Origin of the sequence: Serratia marcescens, from assembly GCF_029846115.1 — a bacterium.
Taxonomy (GTDB): Bacteria; Pseudomonadota; Gammaproteobacteria; order Enterobacterales; family Enterobacteriaceae; genus Serratia; species Serratia marcescens_L.
The window spans coordinates 150,202-168,350 of sequence record NZ_JARVZZ010000001.1; the positions used below are offsets into that span (position 1 = coordinate 150,202).

General features: G+C 60.2%; 14 protein-coding genes. 7 read left to right on the forward strand and 7 right to left on the reverse strand.

Features of this window, described 5'->3' with window-relative positions; translation table 11 throughout:
* Positions 1 to 9: 9 nt before the first annotated feature.
* The gene (aceE, locus tag QDT79_RS00705; protein ID WP_063988719.1) at positions 10 to 2,673 is read right to left on the reverse strand and encodes a pyruvate dehydrogenase (acetyl-transferring), homodimeric type; all 2,664 of its coding nucleotides are present in this window, start codon (positions 2,671 to 2,673) and stop codon (positions 10 to 12) included.
* 165 nt (positions 2,674 to 2,838) lie between these two features.
* Positions 2,839 to 3,603: a pyruvate dehydrogenase complex transcriptional repressor PdhR gene (gene pdhR, locus QDT79_RS00710; RefSeq protein WP_004937490.1), complete on the reverse strand. Its 765-nt coding sequence runs from the start codon at positions 3,601 to 3,603 to the stop codon at positions 2,839 to 2,841.
* 631 nt (positions 3,604 to 4,234) lie between these two features.
* Here pdhR and QDT79_RS00715 point away from each other — a divergent pair.
* Positions 4,235 to 5,611 carry an amino acid permease gene (locus QDT79_RS00715; protein ID WP_048234660.1) on the forward strand — a complete coding sequence of 459 codons (1,377 nt, stop codon included), beginning with the start codon at positions 4,235 to 4,237 and terminating at the stop codon, positions 5,609 to 5,611.
* Between the two features lie 63 nt (positions 5,612 to 5,674).
* On the opposite strand, the gene QDT79_RS00720 is transcribed toward QDT79_RS00715, so the two are convergent.
* Genes QDT79_RS00720 through QDT79_RS00730 form a run of 3 tightly spaced genes read right to left on the reverse strand, consistent with a single transcriptional unit; the run spans position 5,675 to position 10,247 of the window.
* Complete coding sequence (locus QDT79_RS00720; protein ID WP_107227028.1) at positions 5,675 to 6,910, reverse strand: cytochrome c; 1,236 nt, start codon at positions 6,908 to 6,910, stop codon at positions 5,675 to 5,677.
* Entirely contained in the window at positions 6,907 to 7,461 is a 555-nt protein-coding gene (locus QDT79_RS00725; protein WP_130017607.1) for a (2Fe-2S)-binding protein, read from the reverse strand. The genes QDT79_RS00720 and QDT79_RS00725 overlap by 4 nt, the downstream gene beginning before the upstream one ends.
* Positions 7,458 to 10,247: a xanthine dehydrogenase family protein molybdopterin-binding subunit gene (locus tag QDT79_RS00730; RefSeq protein ID WP_308316102.1), complete on the reverse strand. Its 2,790-nt coding sequence runs from the start codon at positions 10,245 to 10,247 to the stop codon at positions 7,458 to 7,460. The genes QDT79_RS00725 and QDT79_RS00730 overlap by 4 nt, the downstream gene beginning before the upstream one ends.
* A 208-nt stretch (positions 10,248 to 10,455) precedes the next feature.
* Here QDT79_RS00730 and QDT79_RS00735 point away from each other — a divergent pair, with 208 nt between their 5' ends.
* Together QDT79_RS00735 and QDT79_RS00740 are read left to right on the forward strand one after the other, a co-directional pair.
* Entirely contained in the window at positions 10,456 to 11,040 is a 585-nt protein-coding gene (locus tag QDT79_RS00735; protein WP_308316103.1) for a nucleotidyltransferase family protein, read from the forward strand.
* An 8-nt stretch (positions 11,041 to 11,048) separates the two neighbouring features.
* On the forward strand, positions 11,049 to 12,101 hold the full coding sequence (locus QDT79_RS00740; RefSeq protein WP_063988714.1) for an XdhC family protein: 1,053 nt from the start codon (positions 11,049 to 11,051) through the stop codon (positions 12,099 to 12,101).
* Here QDT79_RS00740 and QDT79_RS00745 read toward each other — a convergent pair.
* Complete coding sequence (locus tag QDT79_RS00745; protein ID WP_308316104.1) at positions 12,025 to 12,891, reverse strand: helix-turn-helix domain-containing protein; 867 nt, start codon at positions 12,889 to 12,891, stop codon at positions 12,025 to 12,027. The two genes, QDT79_RS00740 and QDT79_RS00745, sit on opposite strands and share 77 nt — an antisense overlap.
* A gap of 150 nt (positions 12,892 to 13,041) precedes the next feature.
* Positions 13,042 to 14,688, reverse strand: coding sequence for a class I fumarate hydratase FumA (gene fumA, locus QDT79_RS00750; protein ID WP_033635936.1), 1,647 nt, complete (start codon positions 14,686 to 14,688; stop codon positions 13,042 to 13,044).
* A 372-nt stretch (positions 14,689 to 15,060) separates the two neighbouring features.
* On the opposite strand from fumA, the gene QDT79_RS00755 reads away from it, so the two are divergent.
* From QDT79_RS00755 to gshB, 4 genes are all read left to right on the forward strand, one after another.
* Complete coding sequence (locus tag QDT79_RS00755) at positions 15,061 to 15,573, forward strand: SprT family zinc-dependent metalloprotease (protein WP_016930082.1); 513 nt, start codon at positions 15,061 to 15,063, stop codon at positions 15,571 to 15,573.
* A 101-nt stretch (positions 15,574 to 15,674) separates the two neighbouring features.
* Positions 15,675 to 16,370: a deoxyribonuclease I gene (gene endA, locus QDT79_RS00760; RefSeq protein WP_107227032.1), complete on the forward strand. Its 696-nt coding sequence runs from the start codon at positions 15,675 to 15,677 to the stop codon at positions 16,368 to 16,370.
* A 69-nt stretch (positions 16,371 to 16,439) separates the two neighbouring features.
* Complete coding sequence (rsmE, locus tag QDT79_RS00765) at positions 16,440 to 17,171, forward strand: 16S rRNA (uracil(1498)-N(3))-methyltransferase (protein WP_049194742.1); 732 nt, start codon at positions 16,440 to 16,442, stop codon at positions 17,169 to 17,171.
* Between the two features lie 10 nt (positions 17,172 to 17,181).
* A complete protein-coding gene (gene gshB / locus QDT79_RS00770; protein WP_063988711.1) occupies positions 17,182 to 18,132 on the forward strand; it encodes a glutathione synthase in 951 nt (316 codons plus the stop codon).
* Positions 18,133 to 18,149 lie beyond the last annotated feature (17 nt).

Here is an 18,149-nt window from a genome sequence, read left to right on the forward strand (position 1 = left end):
CAGTACCTCTTAGGCCAGACGCGGGTTAACTTTTTCCGGGTTGATGTCGAATTTCTTGATTGCATCGGCAACCACAGAAGCTTCGATCTCACCGCGTTTAGCCAGTTCACCCAGAGCAGCAACCACCACGTAGGATGCATCGACTTCGAAGTGGTGACGCAGGTTTTCGCGGCTGTCCGAACGACCGAAGCCGTCGGTGCCCAGTACGCGATAGTCGCTGGCCGGCACATAAGTACGAACCTGTTCGGCGAACAGTTTCATGTAGTCGGTAGAAGCTACCGCCGGCGCGTCGCTCATCACCTGAGCGATGTAAGGCACGCGTGGCGTTTCGGTTGGGTGCAGCATGTTCCAGCGCTCGCAATCCTGGCCGTCGCGCGCCAGTTCGGTGAACGAGGTCACGCTGTAGGTGTCGGAACCCACGCCGTAGTCCTTCGCCAGGATCTGCGCAGCTTCGCGCACGTGGCGCAGGATGGCACCGGAGCCCAGCAGCTGTACCTTGCCTTTGCTGCCTTCCAGCGTTTCCAGCTTGTAGATACCCTTGCGGATACCTTCTTCCGCACCCTGCGGCATCGCAGGCATGTGGTAGTTTTCGTTCAGCGTGGTCAGGTAGTAGTACACGTTTTCCGGGTTGTCGCCATACATGCGCACCAGACCGTCGTGCATGATCACCGCCACTTCGTACGCGTAAGCCGGATCGTAAGAGATGCAGTTAGGGATGGTCAGAGACTGAATGTGGCTGTGGCCATCTTCGTGCTGCAGACCTTCGCCGTTCAGGGTAGTACGGCCCGAGGTCCCGCCGATCAGGAAGCCGCGCGCCTGTTGGTCGCCCGCTGCCCAGCACAGGTCGCCGATACGTTGGAAACCGAACATCGAGTAGTAGATGTAGAACGGAATCATCGGCAGATCGTTGGTGCTGTAGGAAGTCGCTGCGGCCAGCCAGGAAGAGGCTGCGCCCAGTTCGTTGATGCCTTCCTGCAGGATTTGGCCTTTCTCGTCTTCTTTGTAGTAAGCCACCTGCTCACGGTCCTGCGGGGTGTACTGCTGGCCGTTCGGGCTGTAGATACCGATCTGACGGAACAGACCTTCCATACCGAAAGTACGCGCTTCGTCGGCGATGATTGGCACCAGGCGATCTTTGATCGACTTGTTCTTCAGCATCACGTTCAGGGCACGCACGAAGGCGATAGTGGTGGAGATCTCTTTGTTCTGCTCTTCCAGCAGCGAGCTGAAATCTTCCAGCGCCGGCATTTCCAGCTTCTGGGTGAACTCCGGCAGACGCGTCGGCACGTAGCCTTTCAGCGCCTGGCGACGTTCGTGCAGGTATTTGTACTCTTCGGACTCTTTCTCGAAGGTGATGTACGGCAGTTTTTCGATGTCAGCATCGGCAACCGGCACGTTGAAACGATCGCGGAAGTGGTGAACCCCTTCCATGTTCATTTTCTTCACCTGGTGAGCGATGTTTTTACCTTCCGCGGTTTCACCCATGCCGTAACCTTTGATGGTGTGGGCCAGGATAACGGTCGGTTTGCCTTTGGTGTCCTGCGCTTTTTTCAGTGCAGCGAAGATTTTCTTCGGATCGTGACCACCACGGTTCAGCGCCCAGATTTCGTCGTCGGTCATGTCTTTGACCAGCGCCGCGGTTTCCGGGTAACGGCCGAAGAAGTGCTCGCGCACGTAAGCGCCGTCTTTGGATTTGAAGGTCTGGTAGTCGCCGTCCAGGGTCTCGTTCATCAGCTGAACCAGTTTACCGCTGGTGTCTTTACGCAGCAGTTCGTCCCAACGGCCGCCCCAGATCACTTTCAGCACCTGCCAGCCTGCGCCGGAGAAGATGCCTTCCAGTTCGTTGATGATCTTGCCGTTGCCGGTGACCGGGCCGTCCAGGCGCTGCAGGTTGCAGTTGATGACGAACACCAGGTTGTCCAGCTTCTCGCGGGTCGCGATGGTGATGGCGCCTTTGGATTCCGGCTCATCCATCTCGCCGTCGCCCAGGAAGGCGTAAACGGTCTGCTCAGAGGTGTCTTTCAGGCCACGGTGTTCCAGATATTTCAGGAACTTCGCCTGATAGATGGCGCTGATTGGGCCCAGGCCCATGGAAACGGTCGGGAACTGCCAGAATTCCGGCATCAGTTTAGGATGCGGGTAAGAGGACAGGCCGTTGCCGTGCACTTCCTGACGGAAGTTGTTCATTTGTTCTTCGGTCAGGCGGCCTTCAAGGAAGGCACGCGCGTAAACGCCCGGAGAGATGTGGCCCTGGAAGTACACCAGGTCGCCGCCGTCTTTCTCGTTGCGTGCGCGGAAGAAGTGGTTAAAGCAGACTTCATAGAAGGTCGCGGAAGACTGGAAGGAAGCCATGTGGCCGCCCAGCTCCAGGTCTTTTTTGGATGCGCGCAGAACGGTCATGACCGCGTTCCAACGGATCGCAGAGCGAATGCGGCGTTCCAGATCCAGGTTGCCTGGGTAGGCCGGTTCGTCTTCTACCGCGATGGTGTTGACGTAGTTGTGCGCTGCAGCACCGGCCGCAACGTTAACGCCGCCTTTGCGGGCTTCTCCCAATACCTGATCAATCAGAAACTGAGCTCGCTCAACACCCTCTTCACGGATGACCGATTCGATCGCCTGCAGCCAGTCGCGGGTTTCGATCGGATCCACGTCATTGTTTAAACGTTCTGACATGGTGGTATTCCTTATCTGTCTAATGGTTTGTTTGGAGCCTGTCTTCCTGTGTTCTGTGCAAAAACACACGAAGACAGGCCCATCAGTTTAGTTGCCGCTTAAGTACTTAACTAAGTACCTCGAACTTAACCCCCGCAGGCTGGTGTACCCTGAAGAGGACAGCTCTTAATCCTTGCGTTGCTGGAGACGCCGTAGCGATCTCTCGCGCCGAGTATGCTCCCGGCTGAGATCCAGCAAGATTTCCTCGATAAACGCCAAGTGGCGATGCGAGGCTTCACGGGCCTTTTCCGGCTCGCGTGCCACAATCGCCTCAAAAATCCCGGCGCGGTGGCTGCTCACTTTTGCCAACATTTCACGGCGCGAGTAGAGCAATTCAAAGTTCTGACGCACGTTCTGTTCCAGCATCGGCCCCATGCAGCGTAGCAGGTGAAGTAACACAACGTTGTGGGCAGCTTCGGTCACGGCGATTTGATACTGCATGACCGCATCGGCTTCGGCGTCGAGATCGCCGCTGTCTTGAGCCTGTTGAATCACGATATGGCAGTCGCGGATGCGCGCCAGATCTTCATCGGTGCCGCGCAGCGCCGCGTAATAGGCGGCAATGCCTTCCAGCGCGTGACGGGTTTCCAACAGATCGAACTGTGATTCGGGATGGTCGGCCAGCAGCTCGGCCAGCGGATCGCTGAAGCTCTGCCACAGATTAGTTTGCACGAAGGTGCCGCCGCCCTGACGGCGCAGGAGCAGCCCTTTCGCTTCCAGGCGCTGAATGGCCTCTCTCAGAGAAGGACGGGAGACATCAAATTGTTTCGCCAGCTCGCGCTCCGGAGGCAGTTTTTCGCCTGGGCGGAGTGTCCCCTCGAGGATCAGGTATTCGAGCTGTTGCTCGATAACATCTGACAACTTGGGTTGGCGGATTTTGCTGTAGGCCATGAGTGAATTCTTCTCTGCGAATGGCGCGGAGTCAATTGGTAATACCAATTTCAAAAACGTGACGGTAAAGTAACAAAGTATTCACCTCCTGTCCATACGGGCCTTGATCGAAATCAGGTTACCCGCACATTTTAACACCCCGCTGAAAACCCCGCTGCAAACCGGTAACGCCGTGATGGTATTACCATTTACGCGCCGGGTTGGGGATTTAACTTTTACCAAACCTTACGCAAGGCAGAGTGCAAACTTTTTGCCCGAGTTTTATTGCATGGTTATGACGCTTTGATGAATGACTATTTGGCGAGCAGCGCAACGGGAGTTCGTTCATTATTTGAACGCACGCCGCCGTTCAGATCTACGTTATTTTTGCGCATTATGTGATTTGTTGCTTATTTCATGCACTGAATCCCCCCTGCCGTCACACAACCCGCATTTTGTTTCCTAAACTGCTGCAATCTTAATCACTCACACGACAAAGCAGGTGCAAACCGACGCGCATAACATTATTCTCTGCCAAACGGTAGCGGCGCCGTGGAATTAATAGCTATAACGCCGTAAATAAAACAAAACACACATCGTAACCACTGCTTTACGGGCATGTGGGCATTCACAACGACAGAGGGTTAGATTGATGGATGGTCAACAGCATGGTGACCAGCTGAAACGCGGCCTGAAAAACCGCCATATTCAGCTCATCGCCTTAGGTGGCGCAATCGGCACCGGGTTATTTCTCGGTATCGCTCAAACAATAAAAATGGCCGGCCCATCGGTTATTCTCGGCTACGCCATCGGTGGCTTCATCGCGTTTCTGATCATGCGCCAGCTGGGTGAAATGGTGGTGGAAGAGCCGGTCGCCGGTTCCTTTAGCCACTTTGCCTACAAATACTGGGGCAATTTTGCCGGCTTCGCTTCCGGCTGGAACTACTGGGTGCTGTATGTCCTGGTGGCGATGGCGGAGCTGACCGCGGTCGGCATCTATGTGCAGTATTGGTGGCCGGAGATCCCCACCTGGGTCTCCGCCGCGGTGTTCTTCCTGGCGATCAACGCCATCAACCTGGCCAACGTTAAAGTTTACGGCGAGATGGAGTTCTGGTTCGCCATCATCAAAGTGGTGGCGATTATCGGCATGATCGTGTTCGGCGCCTACCTGCTGTTCAGCGGCATGGGCGGCCCGGAGGCCACCGTCACCAACCTGTGGGCGCAGGGCGGGTTCTTCCCCAATGGCGTCATGGGCCTGGTAATGGCGATGGCGGTGATCATGTTCTCCTTCGGCGGCCTCGAGCTGGTCGGCATCACCGCCGCCGAAGCCGACAACCCGCAAAAAAGCATTCCGAAAGCCACCAATCAGGTGATCTACCGCATCCTGATCTTCTATATCGGTTCGCTGGCCATTTTGCTGTCGCTGTACCCGTGGGGCAAAGTGGTTGAAGGCGGCAGCCCGTTCGTGCTGATCTTCCACGCGTTGAACAGCAACCTGGTGGCGACCGTGCTGAACATCGTGGTGCTCACCGCCGCGCTGTCGGTGTACAACAGCTGCGTCTACTGCAACAGCCGTATGCTGTACGGCCTGGCGCAGCAGGGCAACGGCCCGAAAAGCCTGCTGAAGGTCGACGGCCGCGGCGTGCCGGTGGTGGCCATCGGTATCTCCGCCCTCGCCACCGCGCTGTGCGTGCTGATTAACTACCTGATCCCGGGGCGGGCCTTCGAATTGCTGATGGCATTGGTGGTATCGGCGCTGGTGATCAACTGGGCGATGATCAGCCTGGCGCATCTGAAGTTCCGCGCCGCCAAAAACCGCGAAGGCGTGGTGCCGAAGTTCAAAGCCTTCTGGTACCCGTTCAGCAACTACCTGTGCCTGCTGTTCATGGCCGGCATCCTGGTGATCATGTACCTGACGCCGGGCATTCAAATCTCGGTGCTGCTGATCCCGGTGTGGGTGGCGATCCTGGCCGTCGGTTACGCTATCAAACAGCGTAGCCAACGCGTCGATGGCGTCACCAGTCGTTGACCCCCGTGACCGCGCAATAAAATGGCCCGCAGATGCGGGCCATTTTTTTCGCCTGAACGCCGCTTACTTGCGCAGCGCTTTCACCTGCTCGGCGGTGATATCCGCCGGCAAGCCGCCCCAGGTCACGCGCAGGTAATTCACCAGCTCCGCTACTTCGGCATCGCTCAGCCGCTCGCCGAAGCCCGGCATGCTCTGCATGCTTTCATCGTTCGGGAACTGCTGGGCCGGGAGGCCGTCCAGCACCGACACGATCAGGTTCTTGCCGTCCGCCTGGCGCAGCGTGGCATTATCGCGCATCGCCGGTGCCACGTGCGGTTTGCCCTCGCCTTCACGCGCGTGACAGCCGGCGCACTGATCCAGATAGGCCATGCGCCCGGCATCGCTGCCCTGGCCCATTTTCACCGGCACCGCCGCCGGCGGCTGCTCGCCCATCAGATACAGCGCCAGCGCCTGATGATCTTCCGGCGTCAAATGACGGGTGCTGAGATCCACCACCATGTGCATCTCGCTGAAGGCGGAACCCTGCGGCGCGAGGCCGGTGCTGAGGAAGCGGCTGACGTCCTGCGGCGTCCAACCGCGCTGCGCCAGACCGTGCGGCGTAATGTCCGGCGCCATGAAGCGGCCGAGATCGCCGCCCTGCATCGGCTTGGCGAGATCCATCTGCCCCAGCGCGCCGCGCGGCGTGTGGCATTCGCCACAGTGCCCCAGCACGTCGGCCAGATAGCGGCCGCGCTGCCATTGCGGCGAACTGCCCTGCGAACTGGCCGGCAGCGGATCCTGGCTGCGGAACAGCAGGTTCCAGCCGATCAGCGCCATGCGCTGGTTGAACGGGAACGGCATCTCGTTGGCCGGAATGGCGACGTCCACCGCCGGGCGCGTCATCAGGTAAGCGTAGATGTCGTCGGCGTCCTGACGCGACATGCCCTTGTACGAGGTGTAAGGCATCGCCGGGTACAGGTGCCGCCCGCCCGGTGCCACGCCCTGCGTCAGCGCCAGGAAGAAGTCGTCCTTGGTCCAGCGCCCGATACCGTGGTCGGCCGACGGCGTCAGATTGCTGCCGTAAATCGTACCGAACGGCGTTTCCAGCGGATAGCCGCCGGCCAACGGCGCCCCGCCGCTGGCGGTATGACAGGCGGCGCAGTCGGCGGCCTGCGCCAGATAGCGGCCGCGGACGATCTGTTCGGCGTCGGCGGTCACCTGCTGCACCGGGCCGTCGTAACGGCGGTTTTCCCGCCACCACAGCAGCGCAATCACCACGATCGCCACCAGCAAAATCAACACTGCGAGACGTTTTTTCATTGCGCCGTCTCCTTCAGCAGGCCCGGCGTTTTCAGCACCACGTCGCGCACCGCTTCGTAGTAGCGCACGTAGCCGGTGCAGCGGCAGATGTGGCTGTCCAGCGCCTGCTCGATGGCGCTTTCCAGCTGCTCGCGAGCGATAGGCTCACGCTTGAGCTTTTCCACGAAAATGGTGGCGGCGTTGACGAAGCCCGGCGTGCAGTAGCCGCACTGGAAGCTGTAGTGTTCCAGAAACGCCTGCTGGATCGGCGACAGTTCAACCACCTCGCCCTGCTCGTCCACCTTGGCGTGGCCTTCGACGGTACGCACTTTCTTGCCGTTGAAGAAATGCGCGCCGGTGATGCAGGTGCGCACCTCTTCGCTGGTGCCGCTCGGGTGATCGACGATCGCCACGCAGGCGTGGCAAATGCCCTGCCCGCAGCCGAGGCGCGAACCGGTCAGATCGAGATACTCGTGCAGGAAATCGATCATCATCAAGCCTTCCGGCACCTCGATCGGGCCGTACGGTTTCTCGTTGATGGTCAGGGAAATCGGCTGGGTTTTAATGCTCATTGTAATACCTCACGAATATTTTCTGCACGAACGGGCAAATCACGGAAACGGTGGCCGGTGGCATCGGCGATGGCGTTGACCAGCGCGGCCACGATCGGGATCATCACCACCTCCGCCATGCCTTTCGGCGGATCGGTTTCCGACAGCGCCGGCAGGATGTCGCCGCTCTGCTTCCACACCGCCACGTCGCTGGCGCGCGGCAGATGGTAACGGTTGAAGTTCCAGGTGCCGTTGCCCGGGCCGTCTTCGTACAGCGGTAAATATTCGTGCAGCGCATGGCCGATACCCATCGCCAGCCCGCCCTGCAGCTGGCCGGAAACCAGTTCCGGCACGATCAGGTTGCCGCACTCCATGATCGAATGGTGATTCAGCAATTCCACCTGGCCGGTGGCGATATCCACCGCCACTTCCGCCAGCGTGCCGACGGCGCTGTAGTAGGTCACCGCCGCATTGTTGCGCTGGGTTGGCGGGTAGTAGACCTGCCCACGCGCCAGCGGTTTGAATTCGCCGCCGGCATTGCGCAGCGCCATGCCGTCGATCGGCAGGCGTTCGCTTTTGCCGTTCATCGTGAAATCAGCCTCCGCCCATTGCCAGCGGTTGAAGACGTGTACCGCCGCGCCGGTGACGCCGCCCATCTGATAAGCCGTCTTGGCCAGCAGTTCGAGGCTCAGCACCGACATGCCCGCCGCCGTCAGGCCGCCTTCGACCCAACGCGCATCTTCACGCCGCACCACCAGCGGCGCCGCCTGGCCGCCGCCGATGCCGGCCTGCCACAACGCCATCGCCGCCGGCCACAGGCCGTGATCGAAGATCAGGCGCGCCGCTTCGCGGGTGCTGTGCGAGAAGTAATAGGCCGAGTTGCTGGCGCTGGACGGCGAACAGTAGCTCGGCGTCCAGTTAGGGTTGGTTTGCAGCTTGTCCTGATCTTCTTGCGACATCAGGTAGGGATCGCCGCTGGTGACCATCGGCAGCACCGACCAGTCGGTGACCGAGAAATGCGCTTCGTCGGCCGGTTTGCCCAGCCACTGTGCGCACAGCACCGACTGCGAGGTCGACATGCCGGTGCCCATCTCCGCGCCGCTGTGATGCAGCGTGATGCGGCCGTCTTCGCTCAGCTCCACCCGGGCGAATGAGGTTTCCGCCCCGGTGCCAAAGTCTTTTTGCACGCAGCCGAAGCCAACGCCATAGCGCTTGCCGGGATGGCGGCTCTCAAACTCGGCCTTGCGTTCGGCGCGCTTGAGCCACATCTCATGCTTCGCCGCCTTCTCCAGCACTTCATCGGCGCGGATCGCACCGGCCGGGATCGCTCCCTGGGTGTTTTTCATGCCGGATTTCAGCACGTTGCGCAGACGGAATTCGATCGGGTCGATCTTCAGTTCGGCGGCCAGCTCGTCCACCATCATCTCGGTGGCGGCCATGCTCTGCAGCGTGCCGTAACCGCGCGCCGAGCCGGCATCGATGGCGCGCGAGGCCAGCCCGACCGACGACAGATCGCTTTTGGGGAAGTAGTAAATCGACTGGGCGGCGGTCGCGCCGACCATCACCACCGAAGGGGTAAAGTTGCTGCGGCCGCCGCCGTCCGCCGTCATGTCGCCGAGGAACGACTGCATAACGCCGGTCTGGCGATTCACCGCGATGCGGTAATTCATATCGAACGCATGGCGCTTCAGCGCCGTCTGGAACTGCTCGAAGCGGTCATTGGCCAGGCGCACCGGGTGGCCGTCGCCGTACATCGCCGCCACCGCGCCATAATACGGGAAGTTGTAGTGATCTTTCGAACCGTAGCCCACGGTGTAACACGGGTGCAGGATCAGCTGTTTCACCGGCGGGTTGCGCTTGGCCAGCATGCGCGGCATCTCGTCGGCCACTTCCTGCGGCGACTGGGTCGGCACCACCAGATGCAGCGTTTGCGTCTGCGCGTCGAACCAGCCGTTGGCGTTGTCGGGCTCCAGCGCCGAGGTGTCGATCGACTGCGTGGTGTAGCGGCGCGACATCACCAGCCAATCGGCCGGCGGATTGGCCATCTCGTCGGCGATCAGGCCCGCATAGCGCATGCCTTCCTGATCCAGCTTGCCGCCCTCGCGCCCTTCCGGCCACACCGGCAGGTGTTTTTTCATCGATACCGGGAAGATTGGCGTGTCCTTCAGGCTGGAGAAGCGATCGTCGTCGAACGGTTGATCGCCCCCTACCCGCACATAGCGGAAGCTGCCCCAGGGATCGCGCTCCAGCGGGCCGGTGACCGCGCCGTATTTGATGGTTTCTTCGCGGAATTTCAACTTGTCCTTGGCGAAGCGGAAACGGGCGAAGTCGTGATAGATCAGGATCGCCACCGCCTGGCCGAGGTAGGCCGGGGTTTTGCCGCTCGGCAGCAGCATGTCGTCACCGTAGAACGCCGGGAAGGCCAGGCCGTCGCGCGCCAGATCTTCCGCCGTCACCAGGCGATCCGGCTGCAGGTCATCCCCCAACAGCGACAGATCGATCCCTTCGAACAGCCGGTCGGCTTTGGTGACGCGCAGAATGAAGGCGTGCGCCTGTTTCTGCGGCCAGTGCGGCATGTCCACCGCGCGGATATCGCGCGCGAACACTTTTTGCCCCATGACCTTGGCGCGGCCGTCGATGCGGAAACGGACGCGTTTGGTCTGCGGATCCCAGTTGGGTGACTGGAGGATTTTTTGCTCGAACAGCGCGGCGTAGGCGCGGCTGTACAGGGGCGCGAGATACACAGACACCCCCGCAATCACGGCGCTTTTGATAAAGCGGCGCCGCGACGGGTTGAAATTGCTCATAAATAAGTCCTTCACGTCTTTCTTGTAATTGGTTTTTGTTCGCGGTGTTGTTGCGCAAACGCTGACGACCTTGCCGTAGACGTCATAAGCATATGCTTATAACTAAAATTATGTGATGATTAACAGGCTGTTTTCAACAAAAAAACATTTGCAAAACACAGGTAGTTTGTAGGCTAATAAATAATTTGCGCAAACGCGGACTTCAACCATGACCACGGGCATTGTCATTACCGCCGCCGGACGCGGGGAGCGCTTTATTCAGGCCGGCGGCCAGGGCAACAAATTGAACACCGGATTTGCCGACGCGGCGGGTGAGCGGCGATCGCTGTTCGAACACACCCTGCGCCAGGCATTGGCCTCCGGCCTGCCGGTACAGGTGGTGACCCGGCCGGATAATCTGCCGGTGCTGGCAGCGTGCGCCGCCAATCAGGTGCCGGTCACCCTGCTCGCCAGTTCGGGCCTCGGCGACTCGATCGCCGCGGGCGTTGCGGCCACACCGCACTGGCAGGGCTGGCTGATCCACCTGGCCGATATGCCGTTCGTCGGCGCCGAGGTTTTCCGGCAGGTGGCGGATGCCTTACGGCAGCACGCGATCGTGCGCCCCTGCTATGCGCAACAGCCCGGCCACCCGGTCGGCTTTTCCGCCCTATTGCGCAAACCCCTTTGCCAACTGCGCGGCGATAATGGCGCGCGTGAACTGCTGCAAGGCGCGGCATTGCACCTGCTGCCGCTTGAGCACCCCGGCGTCGTGCAGGATATTGATCTTCCATCGCAACTCCCGGCCAGCGAGTAAATTCACCTATGCAACATCTTGATGTCACCGTGGTCAGCCAGGCGATAAGCTGGCTGCAGCAACAGCCGGTCTGGTTATGCACCGTGCTCAGTACCTATGGCTCTTCGCCGCGGTCGCCGGGCGCGCTGATGGCGGCGACTCGCGACGGCCGCTACAGTGGTTCGCTGTCGGGCGGCTGCGTGGAGGAGGATTTTTTGCGCCGCGTGGCCGCCGGGGAGTATCAGGCGGCCAGCCAGGTGATCCGTTACGGCGAAGGCGGCATGACGCCCAACGTGGCGCTGCCCTGCGGCGGCGTGCTGGACGTGCTGATCGAATACCTGCCGGCGGGTGAAGACAGCATCGCTTACCTGCAACGCATCGCCGGCGCGCTGGAAGGGCATCACGCGTTGATCAAACGCCTGACGCTGCCCAACGCCTGCCACTGCCTCGAGCAGAGCCACTTCACCAGTGCTACGCAGGTCGAACGCCGGCTCGAGCAGATCACCCTGCACATCGCGGCCGCGCCGCGCCTGCTGATCGCCGGGCTGTCCAGCGTGGCGCTGTACTGCGCCGATTTCGCCGTGGCGCTGGGGTTTGAGGTGCTGGTGTGCGAGAGCCGTCCGGAAGTACTGGATAACTTTGCCGCCGAGCTGAAACCGGGCGTGACGCTGCTGCGTCAGTTTCCGGCCAAATTTATTGAGGAAGGGGGATGCCACGCCAATACCGCCGTCGTGGCGCTGACCCACGATCCGCGCATGGACGACCTGACGCTGATGGAAGCGATCCACACCCCGGCGTTTTACATCGGCGCCATGGGATCGCTCAGAAACAGCGCGCGGCGGCGCCAGCGTTTGCAGCAGATTGCCGAATTCACGCCGCAGGAGCTGGAACGCATCCATGCGCCGATCGGCCTGCCGCTGGGCAGCAAAACCCCGGCGGAGATCGCCCTGGCGGTGATGGCGGCGATCGTGCAGCAAAAAAACCGGCTGCCGGCCGCCGACGGGATCAATGCAGCGGCACCACCGGCACCAGATGTTGAAGCTCCAAATACAGCTCCTCTTTCCCGCTCAGCGAATAGCTGAACACCGTCATGTCCGGCCCGTCACCGCGGGCCAGCCCCATTTCGGGCAACACCTGCGTGTAGATTTGAATGATGTGGTCGTTGAGCGCCACCGGCTTGCCGGAATAGCGAAAAAGGCAAAACTCGCCGTGGATCTCCGGCAGCGCCTCCAGCACCACGCCTTCGCGCAGCGGGTATTCCGTCGTCACGCCCAGGGTATAATCGACCCTGACCCGCTCGCCGTCCGGTACCAGTTGGGTAAACGAATAGGTTTGCGTCGGGCGCTCGCCCAACAAGGTGTAGAACTGCCCCCGCAGCGCGCTGCGCTGCGGCAGGTGCGACTTGTCCAGCTTCTCGATATCCAGGTGATAAGCGTACTGTTTGCCGTGAAAGGCGTATTGCCCTCTGGCAATGCTGACGCGTTCAACCTGAATATCGCCGGGCTGGCTGGCCGCCAGCGAACGCACCAGATTGCTGAAGTCCTGCTTGCGGGCATGGCGATACACGCTGGGCGATTCGGCGAAGTGTTTCTTGAAACAGCGCGAGAACGTCTGCTGGTTATCGAATTGGTATTCGACCGAGATATCGAGGATGCTCTTCTGCGTGAAACGCAAGGCGAAGGCGGCGAGGTAGAGGCGGCGAGCGCGGATATACGAGGCTAACGATAATCCGGTCTGCTTCTTAAACATACGCTGCAGGTACCATTTCGTATAGCCAGACTTGGCGGAAACGATATCCAACGACAGTGGATTGGTCAGGTTATCTTCAATCCAGACCAGCAATTCCCTGATATGACTTTCCTGCGTTCCCATGTGCTTGCCGAACCTTCTGTTGCCGATATTCCATTAGTCGAATTTTAGTGCTATCCGCGTAGGGTATACAGGTTAAAACTCGACGTCCAGCAAGCTACAGGACTTTACACACTCCCCTTCACCGCCCGCAGGCGGCGAAGGGGGCAGCGCTTATTTCAGGCAGCTGGAGCACTGGCCGGCCTGGATCTTCTGGAAGAAGTCATTGCCTTTGTCATCCACCAGGATAAACGCCGGGAAATCCTCCACTTCGATTTTCCAGATCGCTTCCATGCCCAGCTCAGGATACTCCACGCACTCCAGGCTCTTGATGCTCTGCTGCGCCAGCACTGCCGCCGGGCCGCCGATGCTGCCGAGATAGAAACCGCCGTGTTTGTGACAGGCATCCGTCACCTGCTGGCTGCGGTTGCCTTTCGCCAGCATGATCATGCTGCCGCCGTGGGACTGCAGCAGATCGACGTAAGAGTCCATACGCCCGGCGGTGGTTGGCCCCAGCGAACCGGACGCGTAGCCCTCCGGCGTTTTGGCCGGGCCGGCGTAGTAGATCGGGTGATCCTTGACGTACTGCGGCAGCCCTTCACCACGATCCAGACGCTCTTTCAGCTTGGCGTGCGCGATATCGCGGCCGACGATGATGGTGCCGCTCAGCGACAGACGGGTGGAAACCGGGTACTGCGACAGCTGTTTGAGGATCTCGGCCATCGGGCGGTTGAGATCGACTTTGATCGCTTCACCTTCCCCGGCCTGACGCAGCTCCTGAGGAATGAATTTACCCGGATTGTGCTCCAGTTTTTCCAGCCAGATGCCATCGCGGTTGATCTTGCCTTTGATGTTGCGGTCCGCCGAGCAGGAAACACCCATGCCGACCGGGCAGGACGCGCCGTGGCGCGGCAGACGCACCACGCGGATATCGTGCGCGAAGTATTTGCCGCCGAACTGCGCGCCCAGACCCAGATTCTGCGCTTCTTGCAGCAGTTCCGCTTCGAGTTCCAGATCGCGGAACGCCTGGCCATGCTCGTTGCCCTCGGTTGGCAGGCCATCGTAATACTTGGTCGAGGCCAGCTTGACGGTTTTCAGCGTCGCTTCCGCCGAGGTGCCGCCGATGACGAACGCCACGTGGTACGGCGGGCAAGCCGCGGTGCCTAACGTACGCATCTTGTCGACCAGGTAGTTTTTCAGTTTGCCCGGCGACAGCAGCGCCTTGGTTTCCTGATACAGATAGGTTTTGTTGGCGGAACCGCCGCCCTTGGCGATGCACAGGAACTTGTACTCTTCGCCGTCCACGCTGTAGAGATCGATCTGCGCCGGCAGGTTGCTGCCGGTATTAACCTCTTTATACATATCCAGCGCGGCGTTCTGCGAATAGCGCAGGTTCTCTTCGATGTAGGTGTTGTACACCCCGCGCGACAACGCCGCTTCATCGCCGCCGCCGGTCCAGACGCGCTGGCCCTTTTTGCCGACGATGATCGCCGTGCCGGTGTCCTGGCAGGTCGGTAAAATACCCTTGGCGGCGATTTCTGAGTTACGCAGAAATTGCAGCGCAACGTACTTGTCGTTTTCGCTGGCATCCGGATCGTCGAGGATATCGGCCACCTGCTGCTGGTGCGCCGGGCGCAGCATGAACGAGGCGTCGTGGAACGCATGCTGGGCAAGCAGGGTTAACGCTTCAGGGGCAACTTTCAGAATTTCCTGGCCTTCAAATTCGCTCACGGAAACGTGGTCGCGGCTCAGCAGGTAGTATTCGGTATCGTCTTTCTTCAGCGGGAACGGATCTTGATAGTGGAACGGTTTATTCGACATTGATCTCTCACTTGCAACATCAGCTGCGTTAAATTCACACTTGCGGCGCACGGCTCGGCGCCTTGTCAAAAAACTGCCTCCACCTTACGTATTTTTAATCAGTCAGTTATTGCGCCAAATCGCAAAATAACCGCTCTTTGCGTAAGGGGTTACCACAGGCGGCGTTTCAACCTTGCTCGGTGAGAACTGCGGGTACAGGCTCATCATGCACGCTTTATTATCCCGCAGTTAACACATTGATTACAATCCATCGGCGGCGATCGCCTTATCAATGTGGCGAAAAACCGGCGCGCGGCGCCAAGAAAGCGTCGGATGCGGATTTAGGCCGGGGCATATTGTCAGCCGCCGCGCCATTGCTTAAGCTAGGCCGCAATGAACAAACCAAGAATCCCCATCGCGCTGCAACAAGCGGTGATGCGCTGCCTGCGAGAAAAGCTGCAGTTGGCACGCCGGCATTTTGCCGTCGAGTTCCCCGAACCCAGCATCGTCTATCAGCAACGCGGCACCAGCGCGGGCACCGCCTGGCTGCAAAGCTGGGAAATCCGCCTGAATCCGGTACTGCTGCTGGAAAACCAACAGCCGTTTATCGATGAAGTGGTGCCGCACGAGTTGGCGCACCTGCTGGTATTTCGCCAATTCGGCCGGGTGGCGCCGCACGGCCGCGAATGGCGCTGGATGATGGAAAGCGTGCTGCTGACCCCCGCCAGCCGCACTCACCGCTTCGAAACCGCCTCGGTGCAAAGCAAAACCTTCCCCTACCGCTGCGGCTGCGGGCAGCACCAGCTCACCATTCGCCGCCATAACCGCGTGCTGCGCGGCGAAAGCGAGTACCGCTGCCGCCGGTGCGGCGAAAAACTGAAATTTCTCGCTAGCGAGAACCTTTAGTTAAACGATTTATACGTTAAAACAAGCAAATATCGCCATTTGCCACTGCCGGCAAGTTCCGTTACCCTGCCTGCTTTTCCAATTTTGAGCTGTTTTGGAATATGCTTCGCAGAATTTTGTTTATGGCGGTTTTCGCCGCAGGCGCCGTTCAGGCGCACGGCATCAATAACTTTTCTCAGGCCAAGGCGGCAGCGGCCAAGATTAACCAGGATGCGCCGGGCAGTTTTTACTGCGGCTGCCGCATCGACTGGCAAGGCAAGAAAGGCATCCCGGATCTCGCCGGCTGCGGCTATCAGGTGCGAAAAAATGCCCAGCGCGCGCAGCGCATCGAGTGGGAACACGTGGTGCCGGCCTGGCAGTTCGGCCACCAGCTGCAGTGCTGGCAGGACGGCGGGCGCAAGAACTGTAACAAAGACGCCACCTATCGCCAGATAGAAACCGATCTGCACAACCTGCAGCCGGCGATTGGCGAAGTGAACGGCGACCGCAATAACTTCATGTACAGCCAATGGAACGGCGGCGCAGGCCAATACGGGCAATGCCCGATGAAGGTGGACTTCAAGCATAAACAGGCGGAGCCGCCCGCCCGCGCACGCGGCGCTATTGCCCGCACCTACTTCTACATGCGCGATCGCTACCAACTGCGGCTGTCACGCCAGCAAACCCAGCTGTTCGAGGTGTGGAACCGGCAATATCCGGTGAGCCAATGGGAATGTCAGCGTGAAGCACGTATCGCCAAGGTGCAGGGCAACCACAACCCCTATATTCAACAGGCTTGTCAGCAGCAGAAAAGCTAACCTACTATAGCCTTTATCTTTCATGGCGCCGCCAACCCGCGGCGCCGTTTCGTCAGGATCAGACTACCCATGCGCATACCCCGCATTTACCATCCGCAGCCGTTGACCGATCGGGCGGAGATCGCCCTGAGCGAAGACGCCGCCAACCACGTCGGGCGCGTGCTGCGCATGAGCGCCGGCCAGGCGCTGCAGCTGTTCGACGGCAGCAACCAGGTGTTCGACGCCGAGATAGTCCGGGTGGACAAAAAGAGCGTGCTGGTGCGCCTCGGCGACGGCCGCGTGGATGACATCGAATCGCCGCTCAACCTGCATCTGGGCCAGGTCATCTCGCGCGGCGAGAAGATGGAGTTCACCATTCAGAAGTCCATCGAGCTGGGCGTCAACGTCATTACCCCGCTGTTTTCCGAGCGCTGCGGCGTCAAACTGGACGGCGAGCGTCTGGCGAAGAAAATCCAGCAATGGCAAAAGATCGCCATCGCCGCCTGCGAACAGTGCGGCCGCAACCGCATTCCCGAAATCCGCGAGGCGATGTCGCTGGAAGCCTGGTGCGCCGAGCAGGACGGCAGCCTGAAGCTCAACCTGCATCCGCGCGCCAGTCACAGCATCAACACCCTGCCGCAGCCGGTAGACCGCGTCCGCCTGCTGATCGGCCCGGAAGGCGGTTTGTCCGCCGACGAAATCGCCATGACCACCGACCACGGATTTACTGATATTCTGTTGGGACCACGCGTTCTGCGTACCGAAACCACAGCGCTCACCGCCATTACCGCTCTGCAGGTCCGTTTCGGCGACCTGGGTTAAAGGAGAAAAGATGATTAAGCTCGGCATCGTGATGGACCCTATCGATTCCATCAACATCAAGAAAGACACCAGCTTCGCCATGCTGCTCGAAGCGCAGCGCCGCGGTTACGAATTGCACTACATGGAGATGAACGATCTCTATCTGCACGCCGGTGACGGGCGCGCCCGCACCCGCCTGCTGAGCGTGAAGGAAGACAAGGAGAACTGGTTCAACTTCGGCGCCGAGCAGGATCTGGCGCTGCACGATCTGGACGTGATCCTGATGCGCAAGGATCCGCCGTTCGATACCGAATACATTTACGCGACCTACATTCTGGAGCGCGCCGAGGTCAAAGGCACGCTGGTGGTCAACAAGCCACAAAGCCTGCGCGACTGCAACGAGAAGCTGTTCACCGCCTGGTTCCCGGAACTGACGCCGGACACGCTGGTCAGCCGCAGCGCCGCGCACATCCGCAAATTCCACCAGCAGCACGGCGACGTCATCCTGAAGCCGCTGGACGGCATGGGCGGCGCGTCTATCTTCCGTGTGAAGCAGGACGATCCTAACCTGTCGGTGATCATCGAAACCCTGACCGAACACGGCAGCCGTTTCTGCATGGCGCAGAACTTCCTGCCGGCGATCAAGGACGGCGACAAACGCATCCTGGTGGTGGACGGCGAGCCGGTGCCTTACTGCCTGGCGCGCATTCCGGCGCAGGGCGAGACCCGTGGCAACCTGGCGGCCGGCGGCCGCGGCGAAGCGCGTCCGCTGAGCGAGAGCGACTGGAAAATCGCCCGCGCCGTCGCGCCGACGCTGAAAGAGAAAGGGCTGATCTTCGTCGGCCTGGACGTGATCGGCGATCGCCTGACCGAGATCAACGTGACCAGCCCAACCTGCGCGCGCGAAATTGAGGCGGCATTCCCCATCTCGATTACCGGCATGCTGATGGACGCGATTGAAAAGCGCCTGGCGGCGAAGTAATGCGCATGCGGGCGGCA